The 18,808-nt window shown below is 40.0% G+C and carries 20 protein-coding genes; 9 read left to right on the forward strand and 11 right to left on the reverse strand.

What is annotated here, in order from left to right; genetic code table 11:
• Nucleotides 1-311, forward strand: a 311-nt coding sequence (locus tag ACKPEB_RS08745; protein ID WP_408964503.1) for an SAM-dependent methyltransferase, incomplete at its 5' end; no start/stop codon positions are given.
• A 90-nt stretch (nt 312-401) separates the two neighbouring features.
• Here the strand turns inward: ACKPEB_RS08745 and ACKPEB_RS08750 are convergent.
• The 8 genes from ACKPEB_RS08750 to ACKPEB_RS08785 all read right to left on the reverse strand — a co-directional run bounded on the left by ACKPEB_RS08750 (nt 402) and on the right by ACKPEB_RS08785 (nt 8,784).
• The gene (locus ACKPEB_RS08750) at nt 402-1,532 is read right to left on the reverse strand and encodes a HetZ-related protein 2 (protein WP_408964504.1); all 1,131 of its coding nucleotides are present in this window, start codon (nt 1,530-1,532) and stop codon (nt 402-404) included.
• A 144-nt stretch (nt 1,533-1,676) separates the two neighbouring features.
• On the reverse strand, nt 1,677-2,786 hold the full coding sequence (gene proB / locus ACKPEB_RS08755) for a glutamate 5-kinase (protein ID WP_408964505.1): 1,110 nt from the start codon (nt 2,784-2,786) through the stop codon (nt 1,677-1,679).
• Nucleotides 2,787-3,034: 248 nt separating this feature from the next.
• Nucleotides 3,035-3,547 carry a YqeG family HAD IIIA-type phosphatase gene (locus ACKPEB_RS08760; protein WP_408964506.1) on the reverse strand — a complete coding sequence of 171 codons (513 nt, stop codon included), beginning with the start codon at nt 3,545-3,547 and terminating at the stop codon, nt 3,035-3,037.
• Between the two features lie 97 nt (nt 3,548-3,644).
• Nucleotides 3,645-4,766 (reverse strand): endolytic transglycosylase MltG, encoded by a 1,122-nt coding sequence (gene mltG, locus ACKPEB_RS08765; RefSeq protein ID WP_408964507.1) that lies wholly within the window; start codon nt 4,764-4,766, stop codon nt 3,645-3,647.
• Nucleotides 4,767-4,867: 101 nt separating this feature from the next.
• Nucleotides 4,868-5,458, reverse strand: a complete 591-nt coding sequence (locus tag ACKPEB_RS08770; RefSeq protein WP_408964519.1) for a DUF3727 domain-containing protein — start codon at nt 5,456-5,458, stop codon at nt 4,868-4,870.
• 164 nt (nt 5,459-5,622) lie between these two features.
• Nucleotides 5,623-6,087, reverse strand: coding sequence for a Holliday junction resolvase RuvX (gene ruvX, locus ACKPEB_RS08775; RefSeq protein ID WP_408964508.1), 465 nt, complete (start codon nt 6,085-6,087; stop codon nt 5,623-5,625).
• Nucleotides 6,084-7,316 carry a GNAT family N-acetyltransferase gene (locus ACKPEB_RS08780; protein ID WP_408964509.1) on the reverse strand — a complete coding sequence of 411 codons (1,233 nt, stop codon included), beginning with the start codon at nt 7,314-7,316 and terminating at the stop codon, nt 6,084-6,086. The genes ruvX and ACKPEB_RS08780 overlap by 4 nt, the downstream gene beginning before the upstream one ends.
• Nucleotides 7,317-7,614: 298 nt before the next feature.
• Nucleotides 7,615-8,784: a F420-0:Gamma-glutamyl ligase gene (locus tag ACKPEB_RS08785; protein WP_408964510.1), complete on the reverse strand. Its 1,170-nt coding sequence runs from the start codon at nt 8,782-8,784 to the stop codon at nt 7,615-7,617.
• A 247-nt stretch (nt 8,785-9,031) separates the two neighbouring features.
• Here ACKPEB_RS08785 and cruF point away from each other — a divergent pair, with 247 nt between their 5' ends.
• The 4 genes from cruF to ACKPEB_RS08805 all read left to right on the forward strand — a co-directional run bounded on the left by cruF (nt 9,032) and on the right by ACKPEB_RS08805 (nt 12,370).
• Complete coding sequence (gene cruF, locus ACKPEB_RS08790) at nt 9,032-9,949, forward strand: gamma-carotene 1'-hydroxylase CruF (RefSeq protein ID WP_408964511.1); 918 nt, start codon at nt 9,032-9,034, stop codon at nt 9,947-9,949.
• Between the two features lie 142 nt (nt 9,950-10,091).
• Nucleotides 10,092-11,324 (forward strand): 2'-O-glycosyltransferase CruG, encoded by a 1,233-nt coding sequence (gene cruG / locus ACKPEB_RS08795; RefSeq protein ID WP_408964520.1) that lies wholly within the window; start codon nt 10,092-10,094, stop codon nt 11,322-11,324.
• Nucleotides 11,325-11,438: 114 nt separating this feature from the next.
• Nucleotides 11,439-11,990: a Panacea domain-containing protein gene (locus ACKPEB_RS08800; protein ID WP_408964512.1), complete on the forward strand. Its 552-nt coding sequence runs from the start codon at nt 11,439-11,441 to the stop codon at nt 11,988-11,990.
• 11 nt (nt 11,991-12,001) lie between these two features.
• Nucleotides 12,002-12,370, forward strand: coding sequence for a hypothetical protein (locus tag ACKPEB_RS08805; RefSeq protein ID WP_408964513.1), 369 nt, complete (start codon nt 12,002-12,004; stop codon nt 12,368-12,370).
• Between the two features lie 164 nt (nt 12,371-12,534).
• On the opposite strand, the gene ACKPEB_RS08810 is transcribed toward ACKPEB_RS08805, so the two are convergent.
• Both ACKPEB_RS08810 and rimM read right to left on the reverse strand, forming a co-directional pair.
• Entirely contained in the window at nt 12,535-12,804 is a 270-nt protein-coding gene (locus ACKPEB_RS08810; RefSeq protein ID WP_072722273.1) for a hypothetical protein, read from the reverse strand.
• Between the two features lie 114 nt (nt 12,805-12,918).
• On the reverse strand, nt 12,919-13,530 hold the full coding sequence (gene rimM / locus ACKPEB_RS08815) for a ribosome maturation factor RimM (protein WP_408964521.1): 612 nt from the start codon (nt 13,528-13,530) through the stop codon (nt 12,919-12,921).
• Between the two features lie 87 nt (nt 13,531-13,617).
• On the opposite strand from rimM, the gene ACKPEB_RS08820 reads away from it, so the two are divergent.
• The 3 genes from ACKPEB_RS08820 to ACKPEB_RS08830 all read left to right on the forward strand — a co-directional run bounded on the left by ACKPEB_RS08820 (nt 13,618) and on the right by ACKPEB_RS08830 (nt 16,195).
• Complete coding sequence (locus ACKPEB_RS08820; RefSeq protein ID WP_408964514.1) at nt 13,618-15,042, forward strand: tetratricopeptide repeat protein; 1,425 nt, start codon at nt 13,618-13,620, stop codon at nt 15,040-15,042.
• 13 nt (nt 15,043-15,055) lie between these two features.
• Nucleotides 15,056-15,598, forward strand: coding sequence for a hypothetical protein (locus ACKPEB_RS08825; RefSeq protein WP_408964515.1), 543 nt, complete (start codon nt 15,056-15,058; stop codon nt 15,596-15,598).
• A gap of 279 nt (nt 15,599-15,877) precedes the next feature.
• Nucleotides 15,878-16,195: a hypothetical protein gene (locus ACKPEB_RS08830; RefSeq protein WP_408964516.1), complete on the forward strand. Its 318-nt coding sequence runs from the start codon at nt 15,878-15,880 to the stop codon at nt 16,193-16,195.
• 134 nt (nt 16,196-16,329) lie between these two features.
• Here ACKPEB_RS08830 and ACKPEB_RS08835 read toward each other — a convergent pair whose 3' ends face one another.
• Complete coding sequence (locus ACKPEB_RS08835; protein WP_408964517.1) at nt 16,330-17,532, reverse strand: FtsW/RodA/SpoVE family cell cycle protein; 1,203 nt, start codon at nt 17,530-17,532, stop codon at nt 16,330-16,332.
• Nucleotides 17,533-17,959: 427 nt separating this feature from the next.
• On the opposite strand from ACKPEB_RS08835, the gene ACKPEB_RS08840 reads away from it, so the two are divergent.
• On the forward strand, nt 17,960-18,808 hold an 849-nt coding region (locus ACKPEB_RS08840; RefSeq protein WP_408964518.1), incomplete at its 3' end, for a glycosyltransferase.

Genomic DNA, 18,808 nt, shown 5'->3' on the forward strand with positions numbered 1-18,808 from the left:
GAGTTTATAAATTTAAACGAGATTTAAAATTTACAACCGAACCAATAACAGCGATCGCTAAAGGTTCAGAAACCATCGTAATTTATATTGGGGTTCACAATTTACCTTATATTATTCAACAGTTAACCGAAGCTGGACAATCCCCAGAAACTCCTGTGGCGTTAATTCGCTGGGGAACTCGACCGGATCAAGAAGAGTTAATTGGAACTTTAGAAACCATCGTTCAAAAAGTAGAAGAAACAGGTTTTGAAGCCCCTGCGATCGCTGTTATTGGTTCGGTTGTAAATTTTAAATCTCGTTTAAATTTATAAACTCGAAATAGCTTCTTTGTTACCCTTTTATCTCATCCATCCTACAGCAAAAAATTAGCAAGATCTTGATAATAATATCGGGTTTTATGTTCAGGATTGATTCCGAAGATCTTGAGCTTTTAAATACATCTTTGTCCATTCAGTTTGAATTTGAGTGACTTTAACCTTTAAAGTTTTTGCAATGGTTTCTAAGGTTTCCCCCGCTTTTAAACGTTCCAAAATTTCCTGTTGGGTCGGGGTTAAACCTTGCCAAAATTCTTGCCATTGTTGGGAGGTTAACCCTAAACGATGTTCGGATAAAGAGGTTCCTAACCAATTGGTGACTAATTCGGGGTTTTGTTTTAAGGTAAAATTTTTAATCGCATGATAACTGACTTTTTCCCGCAGGCGATAAACTTGTTTAATGGGTAAATTGAGCGTTTGAGCGATCGCTTCTTGGGATAATCCTTGTAAATATAACCGCAACCATTCTGCCGCAATCGGATCAACATTTTTAATTAAATAAGCTTCAAATTCCGCTTGAACCGTTAACCGTTGGTTTTGTTGCGTTTGAAAATATTGTTCATCTTCGTAACGAGAAACCGCTTGATGATCTAATAAACTAACCGTTTCATCTGTTTCATCCGATAGAATTTCATCCGATAACTGTTTAATCCATTCTCCGGTGGGAACTTGCGTTAATCCTCCCCGTTCTGCGCGCCGTAAATAGTTAACAAATCGATAGACTAATAACGGTTGATTCCGAATGGGACGCAGACAATATTCTTCTAGGGTTGTTAATAATAAAGCATTTCTTAATTGCGGGTCAGAAGTACATTGAGAAATCCATTGAATTTGTTGTTGTAAATAGCGATCGCTATTCAACATTTCCTGTACGACTTCTTGTAAAACATCCACCACTTGACGTTGACGATCTCGACTGGTCGCCACCCACAAACGCACTTTTTGCCGTAATATAACTAAACTTCCTAATCGCTGCATTAAATTGCGATAAGCTTTTTCAGGAGATACCTCTAAATAGCGCTGTTTTAGAATTCTATAGCGAAAGTTTAACCCTTGTTTGATCTGTTCTTGTTGGTCAGGAGGGAGAGTCTCTAAAGATTCACAATGTTCTCCCGGTAACCAACGAATTAAGCTTTCTCGTGTTTTTGGGTTAAGGTTTGGGTAGTCATTTTCCAGTTGAAAACGCCACTCCTTTGTCCAAGATTCTGATAACGTCATTGAAAATTTAAAAAGTTTGAACAACCATCAATTTTAAGCGGTTTTTCCATTTTATCCGAAATCGGGTAAATGGCTTTCCCTTTGATGAACTTCTGAGACTGCGTTATCGTTAAGTTTATTATGGATCATTGGCTTAAACCTGGATTAACTGATCACTAAGTTATCTCGATGAACAACCGTTTCTGCACCTTCATATCCTAAAATCTCAGGGATTTTATCTGAATGTAAACCTTTAATTTTTTGCAATTCTCCATGACTATAATTCACTAATCCTCTCGCAATTTCTTTTCCTTCCAGGTCACAAATTTGCACAGAATCTTGAACCATGAACTGCCCTTCAATATTTTTGATTCCCGCCGCTAATAACGATTTTCCTCCTTGAGAAATGGCTTTTACCGCCCCTGGATCTAAATACAATTTTCCGAGTGGAATTAAAACATTTGCAATCCAATGTTTCCGAGCATTAACAGGTCGAATTTGGGGTTCAAATTGAGTTCCTATAGCTTCTCCTTGTAAAATTTTTTCTAAATTTTGGGGATATTTTCCCTCTGTAATTACGGTTCTGACTCCTGATCCCGTTGCAATTCGTGCGGCTTCAATTTTAGTAATCATCCCTCCCGTTCCCCACCCACTGCGAGAATCTCCCGTTTGCACTTGGAATTCTTCTAACTGTTCCATACTCGTGACTAAACTAATCGGTTGAGCGTTGGGATTTTCACGAGGATCTGCCGAATATAATTGATCAACATCTGTTAATAAAAATAACCAATCCGCCTCAACTAAACTCGCCACTAATGCAGAAAGGGTATCATTATCCCCAAATTTTAATTCATCGACAGCAACGGTATCATTTTCATTAACAATGGGAATTACCCCTAATTTTAAAAGTTGTTGAAAGGTATTATAAACATTCACATAACCATTGCGTTGAACTAAATCTCCCCGCGTTAGCAGCACTTGAGCAATGGGTTGTTGCAGAGAACTAAATAAATCATCATAAACCCGCATCAACCGACCTTGACCCACCGCCGCCACCGCTTGTTTTAAGGCAATGGTGCGAGGACGTTCCGTTAATCGTAAGCGATCGCGTCCGACTCCGACAGCACCGGAAGACACCAAAACCACTCGATACCCTTGATAGCGTAACCGAGTCAAGGTTTCAACTAAAGTCGCCAACGTCGCTAACGCTAAATGTCCAGTCGCAGCCTGAGTTAAACTTGACGTACCAATTTTAATAACAAGGGTTTGAGACATAGAGAGTGTTGACGGTTGACAGTTAACGGTTGACGATTGATCGTAAAACGCCAACCTCCCGCAAGGAAGGCTGGCGTTTTACACAGGAATTTAAGATTTTATTAAGTTAGGGTCTTTATATAAGCTGACCGAATTTTTTATTAAATCACTAAAATTATTGCATAGCCATTTAAATTTATGAAATTTCATAACCTTTTCTTTAGATTTTAATTCATTTTAACGACAGAAAAAACCGATTAGCTTTTGAATTAGTGCAAGGTTGCCCCTAGCATTTTGGAGATCCAGACTTCAATATTACGGACAGAATTAGCGGGGGGCATCATGGTCGGGTCAACCATCGGTTCAACCAAGATCGTAAACATTCCTAAACGGTTTCCCGCTAACACATCCGTAAATAAGCGATCACCCACCATTGCCACCTGTTCCACAGGTAAATTCATCGCTTCCACAGCGCGCTTGAGTTTCCGTCGCGAGGGTTTACCCGCGCCGCTAATGTAAGGTAAATTCAACGTTTCCGCAATATTGCCAATCCGAGCTTGACTAATATTGTTACTAACCAACCATAAACAAGTATGGGGTTTGAAGGTATCGATCCAACCTTTGAGATGTTCTGACACCGACTTTTCGGTGATCGGAACTAAGGTTTCATCCACATCCAGCACCATTCCCTTAATTTCGTGCTGTTGTAATAGTTCCGGCGTCAAATGTACAACGCAATCACCCAGAACTAAATCAGGCTGTAAGAGTTTCCCCCAAGACATAATAACAATAAAATTTTAGCTTTTTGATCTTAGCGGAAAATCGCACCCATTTGAGAGGTTTAAATTCATCACCACTGATGGTAATCCCATAACTAACTTATTGAGTGGAAAGATTACGTTCAACTTCAGCAATTGCCGCTTGATGTTCCGCTTCTGTGCGACTAAAAATATGGGTTCCGTCGTAACGGGCCATAAAGTAAAGATAGTCGGTTTTTTCGGGGGTGAGAGTCGCTTTTAAACTCGCTAAACCCGGACTAGCGATCGCCGTTGGCGGTAAACCCACATTGAGATAAGTATTGTAGGGAGATGGAGTTTCAACCTGTTTAAAGGTTAAGGGTTGATCAACCGTTTGCCGAATTCCCAAGGCATATTCTACCGTCGGATCAGAGGCCAATTGCATTCCTTTTTGTAAACGATTGTGAAACACTCCAGAAATCAAATTACGTTCTTGAGGAACAACCGCTTCTTTTTCTACAATACTGGCCAGTGTCACCCATTCATTTAAACTCAAATTCGTTTGAGATTTAGCTTGTTGATAAACCGGTAAAGCTGAGGATTCAAAGCGATCTAACATTTGGCGAATAACCGCTTGGGGTGTCACTTCCCCAGTGTCCAGTTGATAAGTATCTGGGAATAAAAAGCCTTCGAGTAAAGGCAAATTTGGAGGCAACCAAGGATAATCTTGAGTCGGAATTTGACGACTCGCGGCGAGAAATTCCTCCGCCGAGAAAAAGCCTTGTTGTTCAAAATATTCAGCCATTTGTTGAATAGACCATCCTTCGGGAATGGTAAAACTCAACGTCATCACTTCCCCATTCCAAATTTTAGAGGCAACTTCACTTAAAGGTTGAGTCGGAGACAGAGAATAAGCTCCCGCTTTAAAATCGCCTTGGGGATCTTTGAAAATTAACCATCTCGCCCAAAGTCGCCAAGCTAAATCCGAACGAATTAATCCTGCCGCCTTCAAATCTTCCCCAATTTGCTGACTAGAGGTTCCTGGGGGAATTAGAATTTTCACACGGTTTCCACTGCCACCAGAAACCTTCACCTGTTCTTCACTTTGGGGAGACGCACTCGCCCAACTCCACCACATCCAACCTTGCCATCCGAAAAATCCCCAAATTACGGGTAGGATGAGAAGATAAAAAAAACCTCTGGAAAACCGTTTAACGGTTTGTTGATTTTGAGGTTTCTTTGGCTTCGTTTTTGCAATTTCCAAATTGCTACTCCCAAATCAAAACTTGATTTTACCTGTTACTGGAAACCTGCCCATCTCCCCCTGAAGAGAGATTTCATCAAGGCGGCTAAACCGATATTTATCTATTCCTCTAAAGCATCAAAGAGTTGATCTTCGATCATCGGTAACAGAGGTTCTAAAAGCTTAAACTCCTCCGGGGTGAGTTGTTGATATTCTCCCTGTTCATTGGCTTTAGCTAGAATAAAAAATGGCTCGGCTGGGGTGTAGATCCCATATTCTTGCTCTTCGTGATAGAAACTTGCTAACCACAGAAGTTCCTCAAATTCTTGTTCGTCTGGTTGAGACGAATCAAGATTGGCATTGGATTCTTCCTCGTCGGGAAATTCGGGTAATTCTCCTTCTACGGTTAGGGTGATTCCTGTCCGTTTTAAATCCAAATTCTGTTCTGCTAAAACCGCTTTAGCCGTTTTGAAAATTCTGTTAATTTCTGCTTCAGATTCTACAGGAACGGCGGATTCATCATCATCATCCTCGTCATTCCAAGTTAAAATCTCGATGGGCGCATCCACAGGTAGAAGCAATCCATATTCTTGATCTTCTAACTGAATTGAGGATTGTAAGGTACAAACCAGCGATCTCCCCTGTTCATCGGTCAGGGTGACGTAGGTTTCTTCAGAACGCTCATTGTCTTGGGGAAATTTAGATGGAAACATCATTGATATCGTATTCTTTTTAACCGCACCAAACGGTACTAGGGATGAGTGATTCTGGATGGAACAATTGCCCCAACAGATCCGCTCAACCCTCTGCAACACCAGGATATCATCAAATTGGTTGACTATTGACGCACGACTTCTGCCAACTCCCAACTCCTCCCCTACTCCTCTACTCCCCCTGCTCCCCCTGCTCCCCCTGCTCCCCCTGCTCTCCTCCTCTGGTCTAACCATTGTTGTAGAATCAAGGCTGCGGCTTTACGATCAATGACGCTTTTGTTGCGGGAAGGGGAAATATTTTCTGAAATCATCAGTTGTTCGGCTTGGTAGGATGTTAGCCGTTCATCAACGTACTCTAAGGGTAATTGCAAGGTCTTGGCTAACCGTTGAGCATAGTTTTGGACTTGTTTGGCTTGAGCTCCCAAGGAACCGTTGAGATGATAAGGTAAACCCACGACTAACACTTGTACCTGTCGTTGTTCTACCAGTTCTCGGAATTGTTCAACATCTTGAGAGTAGGATCGTCGTAGGATCGTCGTGAGTCCGGTAGCAATTAACCCGGTTCCGTCACACCCTGCGACACCAATGCGTTTACGACCAATATCTAATCCTAAAGCAGAAATCATCATTCTCGTCCATCGGAGGGGAAATCTGACGGCTTCTGAGCTAAATTTTTAGGATCTAATTCTATTCCTTCTGAGATCCCATCCCCAGCAGAAGATTTTTGAGTCCCAGAGGGATGTTGTATTGTTGGCCCTAACCAAGACATTCGGGTGGGGACAGGTTTATGGGCAGGTTGCCAACTGGGGAGGACATCGGATAATTGCAACCCTTCTAAGGACGATTTTGACTCCCGTAATTTATGCCAAACGGAACGAGACATTAACAAGGTATGTTCTACCCGTTGCGCTCCGATTTTTTCTAAATACGCTTCTCGTTCAGGTTGATAGTCGGCGGATGCCAGTCTAAGGGACTGGGGGCTAAACTCCTGGGCTAAATGAGCCATTTGGGATAACAATTCTGGGTAAAGCCAAGTATAGGCGGGATGAACGGTTAACTCCGCCACATGAGGTTGACGACCATTACGGGAAAGTTGCACCTGGAAATAACCAATGGCGGCTTTACGTTGAGGTTCAAATACATAGCCACTGACTTGCTCGCTATGGCTGAACCATTGTTTAATGGCATCGACAACGGCTTGAATAAAGCTGGTTTTAAAATCTAAAATGTGGCGATCAAAGACTTGTCGTAATAACGGAGGCATGGAAACCGTATCAAGCTGATACAGCAGTTGAGCATCCGCATTGCTGACGGGGAGAAGGTTAGGTAAGTCAGGTTGAGCGGTGGCTAAGGTTTTCAGCAGTTCTGGTTCCACCACCCAATAGGTCATGTGAGCTAAGGGTTGAAATCCATTTTGCCGATACAGTGCCATCAAACCGCTATTATTAACGTTGACTTCTAATAGCCAGGTTCGAGCTTCCCACAAAGTTTCAAAGCAATACCGTAATAGTTGTGATCCGATACTACTTTGATCCTGTAATCGATCCACAAAGATTCGTTCAATGCGCCAGGTACTACGACTGGTATTGAAGGGGGAAACTTTGATCATTCCTAACAGTTGACCGAACTGTTCGGCAATATAGGCGTTAAACAGATTTTGGCAAGGGTTGGGAAACCAGCTTAAAAATTTCAGCAACCCATACCAACGACGCAATTGTTCTAACTCTTGGGTTAAGGCTGTGCCACCATCAGTTGGTTCATCGGCTTGCTGATAAAGTTGTTCAATGGCTTCTAAATCCCGATATTGAAAGGGGCGAATATTAAACTGATTTTGGTTGTGGGAGAGAAATAAATTCATGGGTTCCAGTCGGGTAAAGGATTAGTAATCAGTTATCAGGGATCAGTTATCAGTTATCAGTTAAAAATTAATTTCACGTCCTCTGGAATCAGTTGTTAATTAACGGTTTAAACTTAGGTTTTAATGACTAAATAGTGGGATCAGGGTTAAATTCATTTAAAGTTTTTAAAGTCAAAATTCTTATATCCATAGATTTACAGGATTTAGATCTTTAGCTTGAATTTCCTCAAACCTAGCTTTCAATTAAAACTCATAAACTGATCCGTGATCACTGATAACTCACAACTGATAACTGATTTTATAAAGGACGAATTAGAACCAGGGGGGTTTGCTCGTCGGCATTTCCGGCAGGATTACTCCTTAAGGCGTGCTTGAGCAACGCCGTGGAAAGACCAGGGGTTGCTGATAATATTTTAACGGCTTTTAAATCGTTCACGTCTACGATGGCCGCTCCTAACCCGGTTTCTTGTTGGATAGTATTGACGACGTTTTGCGGATCATCTGGCCCTAGAACAATAAATTGATCATAGGGGGGTAAGGTTCCCGTCACATCGTCAATGAGTCGTGCTTGCTCTCCAGCTAATTGATAAAAAACGCCAGGTTTTCCTAACAGTTTAGCAAGGGTTCCGACCACAATGGCAAATAAAACTCGCGCTGGCCCGACAAGATCCACCAGGGTTTGCATTCCACAGGCGGTGGCTAAACTGGAGGTGGGCATAAAGAAATAACAAACCCGTTTCGCCACCCATCCGGGTTTAATTTGGGTCGGATGATAAAATCGTCCTTGCATTAAAGCAACCGGGGTTTCTCCCAAGGTCACAATATCCCCCGGTTGAGCATGGGGAAGGACATATTTTTTAATTACCTCAACGGGATGATCAATATGGGTTAATAAATGGGTACGGATCGGATAAACTTCGGCTATCCCTTCGATAATTCGTTTTTTGGGGGCTAGGGTAGGATCGGGATATTTGAGGGGAAGGACAACGTGGCGAGTTTTGGGGATACGTCCTTCTGGCCCGTAGGTAATATAATCGACTTTCACCCAAGCCGATTGTAGCGCACTCAGGTCTTGTCCTTCAATTTCAACTAAAACTTTAATGCGGGTGGTTTTTTTAACTTTAACAATATACCCAAACCAATAGTTATCTTCCCTCGCAACTTCATCAACATGGGCGGGAATGACTTTAATAGTATGTTTAATGCCGTCTAAACTGGCTTTGGACAGTAAGGTGAGTTGGGCGGTGACTTCCGGTAACATAATTTCTAGGTTCCGGGTGAGGTTACGGAATTCCAGTTCCCCTCTCAACACATAATGGGTGGAGTCGGATAAATCTAGGTTCCACTCTCCCTGCGTCAGTTCTAATTGATTACCGGGGCGCAGACGATATTGGATTTCCAGCGCCACTGTTCCTAAACCGAGTAAAACCAATGCAGTTGTTGTTACCAGGCTTAAACCTCCAGCCATTACACCACTTCCCCTTCTAAATGTCCGATTTGCACTTTCATCCTACCGCAGCCCGGATCTTCTACAATTGTTAAGTTTGATTACAAAAACAAGAGTTTACTCCCCTAAAGTATTAGCAAGGCTTATGCTATCGGGATCTTAGGGTCAGATTCCATCCGATCTAGCGCCAAAGGGTATATTCTTATTTAAAGATTTGTAAAATTCTGAAGAACGCTTGGCGTGTCTTAATACTTTCTCAAGGAGTCCCATGAAGCACAAGTCAATAGCAGAACGATTTTGCCTCACGGCTCACGTTGTATCAACGCTGTTTGGACTAGCTGGGTTATTGTTTATTTTACCTAATCCTGAACTCGTCGCTAATTTACCTCCCCTGGGCATGAATTTGTTTACCTGGGGGATGGCAGCAGGAGGCGTGACCTATATTGTGTTTGGGGCGGCAACACTGGTCTTATATGGCTATCGCACGTTAGGGTTAGCCACAACCTTAGCTTTTATGATTCCCTCGGTCTTGTTATCCTTATCTAGCGAACTCTTAGGAACCAGTACCGGATTTCCCTTTGGTCATTATCAATATTTGAGTGGTTTAGGTTATAAAATTGCTGGGTTGGTTCCCTTTACTATTCCGTTATCTTGGTTTTATATGGGTTTAACCTGCTATTTGTTAGCCCGTGCAGGTTTAAAATTAACGATGGGAGATCGTTGGGGACGTCAATTAGCTGCTTTAGGTTTAGGGGCAGTTTTACTCACTGCTTGGGATTTAGTATTAGACCCCGCTATGAGTCAAGCTCCTTTTCCGTTTTGGCAATTTCAAGAAGTGGGTGAATTTTTTGGAATGCCCTATCGAAATTTAGTTGGTTGGATGGGAACAGGCTTGGTATTTATGAGCGTTGGGGCGTTTTTATGGCGTCGAACTCCGATTGCTTTATCTCGCTCTCAATTAACAGTTCCTTTGATTGTTTATCTGACTAATTTCTTCTTTGGGGCAGCCATTACTGTTGTTGAATTAGATGCTCGTTTCCTATTTCCAACGGCGTTAAGTATTTTATTTGGAGTCATTCCTGCCTTGATTTTCTGGTGGAATGCTAAACCTTCTTTAGAAACAATGGAGAGTTTATTGCCGAATGACGATATTAATCCCTCTCCCGTTGAAGTTGTTGCCAAGTAAGCGTTAAATTAAGATGGGCTTAGCCCATCTTAATTTTAATAACAGGGAACAGGGAATTAGAAATCTGTAAATCATTATATTGGGGTACTGACTTCAATTGCTATTTTTTTATAAAAAAATCCCTTAAATTTACTTCAAACTCATTTTAATGTTGAATCCAATTTTCTTAAATATTGCCAATTTTTCCGAGATTAATTTCTGGTTTTTATTATTTTCAATAATATTAATCTTACAAATTCCAGCCACAATTATTATCTTGTCTCGCTTATTTAAAGGAGCCATTCGAGTTCCGCCGTTACAACCTCAGTCGCCAACGGGTGACTTATTAGGAACAGTGAGTATTGTGGTTCCCACGTTAAATGAAGCTGCGCGAGTTACCCCTTGTTTAGAAGGGTTAACCCGACAAAGTTATGAAGTTCGAGAAATCTTAATTGTTGATAGCCATTCCCAAGACGGAACCCAAGATATTGTTAAAAAATTTGCCGAATCTGATCCTAGATTTCGATTAATTTTAGATGACCCTTTACCGTCTGACTGGGTGGGTCGTCCTTGGGCTTTAAATACAGGATTTTTAAACAGTTCTGAAAACAGCGAATGGATTTTAGGCATTGATGCCGATACCTTACCTCAACCGGGTTTAGTGGCGAGTGTGGTGAAAACAGCGATCGCAAATCAATATGATTTATTATCCCTATCCTGTAAATTTATTCTCAAATATCCGGGGGAATTGTGGTTACAACCTGCTTTATTAATGACCTTAGTTTATCGCTTTGGATCACCGGATTTATCCCCTCAAAAACCGGAACGAGTGATGGCGAATGGTCAATGTTTTTTATGTCGCCGTTCAGTCTTAGAAAAAGTTGGGGGATATTCCAGCGCTAAAAATTCCTTTTGTGATGATGTTACTTTAGCTCGAAATATTGCTCAACAAGGATTTAAAGTTGGGTTTTTAGATGGAGCCAATGTATTAACGGTTAGAATGTATGATGGGTTAAAAGATACCTGGGAGGGTTGGGGGCGATCGCTCGATCTTAAAGATGCTTGTTCTAAGACTCAATTGTGGTCTGATTTATTCATTTTATTAGCAGTTCAAGCCTTACCATTACCTGTATTTCTAATTAATTTCTGCTTTGCTTCTCATCTATCCTTACCGGGAATTTTAAGCTCAATATTATTAGGATTAAATGGTTTTTTACTATTTCTGCGGTTAATATTAACGGCTGCCATTTCGTTATCTTATGATTTTAGCCAAGCTAAACAACCTTGGGTATTTTGGTTATCTCCCCTCGCTGATGGGGTGGCAGTATTACGATTATGGATATCTGCAACTCAAACCCAAATTCAATGGCGAGGGAGAACTTATGGAAAGAATTAAAACCTAAAAATTGATGATTAATTGTTACGTCTTTTAAAACTATCATTAGGTATTGCTATAATAGAAATACCGAAAAAATACACTGTTTATTGGTGTAATTAGGAAAATGCTGTTATGGAATACCAATTTGATTTTAATATTGAGAAAGGAATAGAGTCTATTCTTTACATCTTGGAGCTATTAGAGAATAAGGTTCAACCAACAATTCATCGTGTTTCTAAAGTTTTATATTTTGCAGATAAGGAACATTTAGAAAAATATGGGAGATTTATTTTTGGGGATAGCTATTACGCCATGAAACATGGCCCTGTACCCAGTCAGATTTATGATTTACTGAAATTAGTGCGTGGAGATTTGTCTCCTAGCTTTCAGCCTTCGCAAGAAATATCTGAACAGGTTCTTCATGCTTTCAAGATAGTTGATAACCATAACATCAAAAAGCTAAGAGAGCCTAAGAAAGATTTTTTGAGTGAGTCTGATCTTGAATGCTTAGAACATTCAGCAACAAAATATGGAAGTTTGTCTTTTGCAGAGCTTACGGAGTTAAGTCATGATCGAGCCTGGGAATCTGCGGATGAGAACGATATAATTAATGTGGAAGATATCATCAAAACCTTTGATAATTCAGAAGAACTTCTTGAACATTTGCAAAATCCACACCCCTAGGTTAGAACTTTATGCCAGCACAGTGGGAAATATTTTATGTGCAATCTTGCCGCCATACTAAGCCAAGCCCCAAGGATAAGTTTGTTTTAATTGCCTATATTGAGCCTGCACCTTATGGATTTCTGATCAATTCCAAAATTAATAACTATATTCAGAATAGAGATTATTTGCTATGTTGTGAAGCAGAAATTATCGCAAGCGAGCATAACTTTCTGAAGTATAATTCTTACGTTGATTGTACGGCTGCGTTTCCTTTTAATGCTAGTGAGTTGATCAGTTCAAGGGGATTTTTGAGTGCTACTGGACAAGCTAAGGTAATGAACGCTGTGAAGTTATGTCCTGTGTTAGAGAAAATACATAAAAACAGAATTTTAAAATAGCGTACTCGCTAACAGAATCTTTTAGACAAAAACGATGTTCCCATCAAAAGACGGAAGTTTAGGCATCAAAATGATATTTTGCCCCATTATAGCGTAGTGCTATAACAGGGCAGAACATCACTCAATAAGCGCTCGACAATAAACCATCAACGGTCAGCCAACCGTTAGTCTACTCGTTCTAATTGCCAGAGAATTTGATTACCTTCTCGCCGCACTCTGGATACTTCCCAGTTACGCCATGCCCAATTATCTCCTCGACTGGTCACAGCGCTGGCGTTAATATCCATGAGATCAGCCAGTTCAGAGCTACTGATTAAGTAGCCTTTAGTAGCAATTTCATCAGCAATATGCAGGGTTTCAATCAAATTGCGAAGTTGGTTAACCCTAACCTCGCGGGGTAGATTGTCTAATGAATCGTTAATTAGGTCAGTCATGGCAAGATCTCAGACAGCAAGATTAGAGTCTATCACACTGCATTGTATCGTTCTGTTGAGAATTAGGTTAGTTTCAAGGAAGACAGTTATGAAAATAGCCAGGTTCTTGCTCAATTAGTCGTCAATTAACCCACGAGGAGGTATGACTTCAATCCGTTTTTGCTCTAAATCCACAATCGGCACAATTTCTTTAACAAAGGGAATCAAAACGGTTTTAGGTTGATTCAGTTTCCGTTTATGTTTGGATTGACGACCAGAAGGCTCTGGGGTGGGTTCAGTCTCAGTAACTTCTGGGGTGGGTTGAAGAGAATTTAACTCGACTTCGAGTAAATCATTTCCGGCGGGAATGACATTTACCACTTTACCAATCAGTTCAGCTTTGAGTTGATCAAAAACTTCTAATCCAATCAAATCTAAAACATAAAATTCATCTTCTTCTAAATAGGGACGATCTTGATCGGTAATCAACAACGGACAACCTTGTAAAGCTTCCGCCTGATCTCGATTTTCAATTCCCTCGATTTCAACAACATAAATTCCTTTATTGGGCATGAAATAGCCGCTCAACAATTCCACCGGTTCAGGTTCTGTTTTCCCTGGTTGCAATAACCATCGGGTTCCCGGCTCGAGAAACCGTTCAGGAAAATCCGAATTCGGGTAAACCCGCACTTCACCTCTTAACCCGTGGGCTGCAACAATCGTCCCGATCTCGATCCACTCAGACATGATAGTATTTCTTAATTCTTTCTGTTCTTCGATAATTTGATTCAGGGCATCTCCCATTTCATTTTTCTCCATTCTTGCTTAGATGTTATGAAAAACAAACACGAATTTGCGATTATCTTGAGCTTTTGTCTGTTTGGGACAGTGGGGAAGCACACACCTAAGCCATCTGCTTTAGGGAGTCGGATCGCTACTGCAACTATTTTACTCTTTTTCACGGCTTTATCGGCACCGTCCTTTGCTGTACCCTTGGCTCAAAACCAAACGGTATCGCAATCTTCGCTACAGGAAAAGGAGATCCAAGATTTAGTTGAAACTCAAGTGGATAATACCTTTCGTCGTCATCTAGGATTATTAAGCTTAGTATTACTTTTATTATTACTTTTGAATACAATTGCAGCCTGTGGGGTTTGGGTTTTGTTAAGGAAATTAGCGCAACAAACCGCCATAGCTGAACAAGAAATCGAAAGTTTAAAAGTTGATACGTTAATGGAGATGGATCGGGTACTTACAGATGCTAAATTGATTTTACACCAATTACAAAATAAAAATGATTTAGCTCATGAAACCTTACAAACCTTAACCACTCAAACGCCGTTACCTGTGATTGAAGCAGTTTGGGTTGAACAACCTCCTCAAAATGGAGTTCCAACAGTAATTCAACCGGAATCAATATCTGAAAGTCAAACTAATCGTATTTCGACTCCATCAGAAACGGTTCATCCCACTGATGATGCTAAAGAGGTTTTAATTCCTGTGATGTTTTCATCTTCTGGGGAAACTGAAAATAATCTCCCCGTTGAAGTTCCTCTGGTTCAGGTTCAATCTTCTACTGAATTGTTATCAGAAACTCCAGAATTAAAAACTGAATCTTCTCAACAAGAACTTTCTAGTTCTACCTTTGAGGAAGATCTCAAACAAGCGGTTTCTTTGGCTAAACAGGGAGATCAATTGTTTTTACAGGGTAATTTGGAAGCCGCCATTCAAACCTATGATCAAGCTTTAGAATTGAAACCCGATTTAGCTGAAGTTTGGAATAATCGTGGGGTTGCTCTCACACGACTACAACGCTATCATGAAGCGATCGCATCCTATGAAAGAGCGATTCAATTACGGGATTATTATGCTGATGCTTGGAATAATCGCGGGGTGGCTTTAGGAAAATTACATCATTATGATGCTGCTATTTTATCCTATCAAAAAGCAATTGAATTTAAACCGAATTATATGGATGCTTGGAATAATCACGGTTTTGCTTTAGCTAAAATTAAAAAATATGATCAAGCTATTTCAGCTTATAATAAAGCGGCAAAAATCCGTCCAGATTTTTATAGAATTTGGTATAATAAAGCTCGTTGTTACGCGGTTCAAGGTCATGTTGAATTATCCTTAGAAAATTTAAAACGAGCCATACGATTAAATCCTGATGCTTGTCAAAAATTAGTGAAACGGGAACCGGATTTTGATCCAATTCGACAAAACGAAAAATTCAAAAATTTAAAGATTGATGGTTAATTATTGAAAAATTATGACGATTTTAAAATTTATTCTGCTTTTCTATTCTTATTTTAACTGTTTTGAAATTGTACCTTTTGATCTTAAAGTGCCTGATCCTGAAAAATTAATTGAAAAAAAATCTATGTTTCAAGTTTATTTTAGTAGCGATCGCCTTTTAATTCGAGAGTTAATTGAAGCGGAAGTTTCCCAAAGCTTAAGACGGGTTAATCCTTTATTAACAGCATGGATTTTATTAGCAGTTGTAGTTCCGAGTGCGAGTGTTTTGAGTATTTTAATTTTATTTTTTAAAGTCACCCAAAATAATCGTAGGTTCTCTCAAAAGTTGGATGCTTTAAAAGATGATTTTATTCCTGAATTTTATGCTAAAATTGCTGAAGCTCAGGATATTGTTTATGATCTACAAGATTGTTTACAAGTGACGGAAGCAACCCTCCAAGGTATCCAAACTCAATTAGATTCTCTTTCCACTCAAGATGATGATTTAGAAGAATATACCCTAGAAGATGATAAACACAGGCTTAGAAATCGACGAGTCATTCCATCTAAAAGTTAAGATTCTAGGTTTTTCTGTTTTGTAGACAAGAAAAATAATAATTATTTTTTGTTTGACACTCTCAGGTCTGAAGACACACTCGTTTTCAATCTCCCACCTTGGTCTTATAAATTTTTTTATTTTTTAAATGAGATATTTTCCTCAAGCAACCGCAAAAAGGACGGTTAGATCATAACGGCTGAGGTCGATCTAAAATTTCAAGATGAGAGTGGTAACACTTTTTGATAAGATTTTACATAACTTAAAACCATTGGCAACTCTAATCACTAGGAAAATAACATGGCAGGACTGTTTGGCTTGTTTGGCAAAAAAGAAGACTCTAACTCTCAGGAAGCAACCGGAGACAGTTTCTATCTGGATGGTGATGCAGCCAAAGGTCTTGGAGATGTGGACAGATTCAAAAACATGGCTCCGGTGAAAAAGACCTTTCCAGTTGAGGTTGAGACTTCACCATCAGCAACTGGAACCCCGACTGGTTTCACTAACACGATTTCTAGTGAGGTGACGGAGGAATCTTCCAGCAAAGCGGAACGTCGTCGTGCAGATAGCAGCATGGATATGTTTCGCAATCTTGCTCGTGAGATGAAAAAACCCTAACATCTAGGGAGAAGAAATCTAATCTCTAATGGGGTTCAGAACTAATCGTCTAGGGGAGTTGAAAGTCATTCTCAGGCTATTAATTTGAACCCCAGTTCTCATATGGCTGTGAATTATTCCTTAGAAGAAAAGATTTAACGCCTGGGTGTTCGTTCCTTTCTGCGATGTTTATTTTGAGTTAAACGATGGTCAGATAAAGAAATCACCTCCGCTTCATTTCCTTCTCTGGCTACTCGAATTAATAACGCGGCTAAAGCTAGACTGGCAATCATGGAACTTCCCCCATAACTAAACAATGGTAACGGTAAACCTGTTGTTGGTAAAGCACCCGTTGCGACCCCTATATTTAATAAGGATTGTCCGACCATGACAACCATCACGCCAATGGCGACTAATTGATGTTCAATCTGTCTTGATTTCATTGCAACTCGTAGAGCTAGGGTTCCATAAATCACTAATAATAGTAATAATAAAACCCCGCCGATAAAGCCAAATTCTTCCGCATAAACCGAGAAAATAAAATCACTATATTGAATCGGTAAATAATATAATTTTTGATGAGATAATCCTAATCCTGTGCCCCAAAAACCACCAGAACCCACTGCTAAAAGACTTTGCACCAATTGATATCCATCCCCCATCGGATCTGCCCAAGGATTTAAAAACGATAAAACCCGACGTCTTTGATATTCTTTAATACTAATACTTAAGGTGGCTAAAAGTATTCCTCCTAAAGCAGTTCCTCCTAAATAGGAAAAAGGTAATCCGGCTGCTAAAGCCACTAACCAAAGGGTCATGCCACACAAGGCTGTGGTACTTAAGTTGGGTTGCAATAAAATGGATAATAATACCACCCCAAAAATTCCCAACCAAACCAACCGAACTTGCCAATTTAAACGAAACCAATTCCCAAAAAAACGTGCACTTTGTAGCACTAAAAACGGCTTCATTAACTCGGATGGCTGAATGGGAATTGGCCCAATCGAAATCCAGCGCGTTGCACCATTAATAGTTGTTCCTAAACCGGGAACTAAAGTTAAAAATAATAATCCTAGAACAATTAAAACTCCCCATTGAGCAATTTTTAACCAAAATCGCAGTGAAGATTGAACAATAAAACTAAATCCAGCCAGTCCTACAACTGTCCAAATTAATTGACGTTTAAAATAATATAATCCATCCCCCTGTTCGGCATAAGCTATTGGATAGGAAGCAGAAAACATGATAATTAAACCGACAAATAACCAGAGAAAGGTAATCCAATGTAACCATCGAGCTTCCCTCGACCAATGGCTAACAGTAGATGGAAAAAAGGGTAAAATTTGTTTAAAATTCATCTAAAGGATATAACCGTAAACGAAAGTCGAAGAAAATCTGATTCTCTAGTATATCAAGTTGAGTCTGAGATGCCATCAAAGGAGATTAGATATCCCAGTGAATTTTTTGATCAGAAACAAGCTAAATTTTCAGGAATTTGATTGAAGTCCGGTTAAGGGTTAATCATGAAATTAATAACAAATCCAAGATTCATCTCCTCAAAGACATTCTGGTTCTCCATTCAACCATTGAACTCTGACTGGTTCTCCATAAACAGTAAAAAGCGCAATTAGTGATAAAATAGTAAAACAATTTTGACTGATTTTTTCAGTTCAACGGCAAAACTCGCCGAGATGTCCGATGCCTTCCGAAGAAAATTACCCCTGTTGCGGTGTAATGGGGGTTGTTAGCCTTCCTCCCTGTTGAGATCTGTTTAATTTTCTGTCTATGACATTTCAACCGCGAACACCCGTAGCATTAATTTCAATTCATGGCGATCCCGACATTGCCATTGGACAGGAGGAAGCTGGAGGACAAAATGTTTATGTCCGTCAAGTCGGGGAGGCGTTAGCGACTTTAGGATGGCCAGTAGATATGTTCACCCGTAGAAGTCATCCAGAGCAACCCTTAATTGTTAACCATAGTCCTAATTGTCGCACCATTCGATTAATTGCTGGCCCAGAAGAATTTATTCCCAGAGATCAAGGGTTTCCCTATTTATTAGAATTTGTTGATAAATTTCAAGCCTTTAAAACTGAAACGGGGATTGAATATGAATTAATTCATACTAATTATTGGTTATCGGGTTGGGTGGGATTAGAATTAAAAAAACGTTACCCTCTACGACAAGTTCATACCTATCATTCAATCGGAATTGTTAAATATCAATCGGTTCCTGATATTCCTCAGATTGCTCAAACTCGATTAAATATTGATCAACTTTGTTTAGAAACCGCAGAACGAATTGTTGCCACTAGCCCCCAAGAACAACAATTTTTACGGGAATTAGTATCTCCACTGGGCAAGATTGATATTATTCCCTGTGGAACTAATATTAATACCTTGGGTAAAGTTTCCAAGACCGATGCTAGAGAAAAGTTAAGGTTAAATCCTGAAGATAAAATTGTATTTTATATGGGTCGATTTGACCCCCGAAAAGGCATTGAAACCTTGGTTCGAGCAATGGCAGAGTCTAAATTTCGCCATTCCCCTAACTTAAAATTAATCATTGGTGGCGGTTCTCGTCCAGGGTGTAGTGATGGATTAGAACGCGATCGCATTGGAGAAATTGTGGAT

This window comes from Planktothrix sp. (assembly GCF_046067725.1).
In the GTDB taxonomy this organism is placed as follows: Bacteria; Cyanobacteriota; Cyanobacteriia; order Cyanobacteriales; family Microcoleaceae; genus Planktothrix.

Excerpts from the sequence above, each read along its gene's own strand:
- cruF (WP_408964511.1), top strand. The coding sequence starts at position 9,032 with ATGAAGCACAAGTCAATAGCAGAACGATTTTGCCTCACGGCTCACGTT.
- ACKPEB_RS08800 (WP_408964512.1), top strand. The coding sequence starts at position 11,439 with ATGGAATACCAATTTGATTTTAATATTGAGAAAGGAATAGAGTCTATT.
- ACKPEB_RS08785 (WP_408964510.1), bottom strand. The coding sequence starts at position 8,784 with ATGGCTGGAGGTTTAAGCCTGGTAACAACAACTGCATTGGTTTTACTC.
- ACKPEB_RS08805 (WP_408964513.1), top strand. The coding sequence starts at position 12,002 with ATGCCAGCACAGTGGGAAATATTTTATGTGCAATCTTGCCGCCATACT.
- ACKPEB_RS08810 (WP_072722273.1), bottom strand. The coding sequence starts at position 12,804 with ATGACTGACCTAATTAACGATTCATTAGACAATCTACCCCGCGAGGTT.
- ACKPEB_RS08830 (WP_408964516.1), top strand. The coding sequence starts at position 15,878 with ATGGCAGGACTGTTTGGCTTGTTTGGCAAAAAAGAAGACTCTAACTCT.
- ruvX (WP_408964508.1), bottom strand. The coding sequence starts at position 6,087 with ATGATGATTTCTGCTTTAGGATTAGATATTGGTCGTAAACGCATTGGT.
- proB (WP_408964505.1), bottom strand. The coding sequence starts at position 2,786 with ATGTCTCAAACCCTTGTTATTAAAATTGGTACGTCAAGTTTAACTCAG.
- ACKPEB_RS08835 (WP_408964517.1), bottom strand. The coding sequence starts at position 17,532 with ATGAATTTTAAACAAATTTTACCCTTTTTTCCATCTACTGTTAGCCAT.
- ACKPEB_RS08760 (WP_408964506.1), bottom strand. The coding sequence starts at position 3,547 with ATGTCTTGGGGGAAACTCTTACAGCCTGATTTAGTTCTGGGTGATTGC.
- ACKPEB_RS08750 (WP_408964504.1), bottom strand. The coding sequence starts at position 1,532 with ATGACGTTATCAGAATCTTGGACAAAGGAGTGGCGTTTTCAACTGGAA.
- ACKPEB_RS08770 (WP_408964519.1), bottom strand. The coding sequence starts at position 5,458 with ATGTTTCCATCTAAATTTCCCCAAGACAATGAGCGTTCTGAAGAAACC.
- rimM (WP_408964521.1), bottom strand. The coding sequence starts at position 13,530 with ATGTCTGAGTGGATCGAGATCGGGACGATTGTTGCAGCCCACGGGTTA.
- ACKPEB_RS08820 (WP_408964514.1), top strand. The coding sequence starts at position 13,618 with ATGAAAAACAAACACGAATTTGCGATTATCTTGAGCTTTTGTCTGTTT.
- ACKPEB_RS08780 (WP_408964509.1), bottom strand. The coding sequence starts at position 7,316 with ATGAATTTATTTCTCTCCCACAACCAAAATCAGTTTAATATTCGCCCC.
- ACKPEB_RS08825 (WP_408964515.1), top strand. The coding sequence starts at position 15,056 with ATGACGATTTTAAAATTTATTCTGCTTTTCTATTCTTATTTTAACTGT.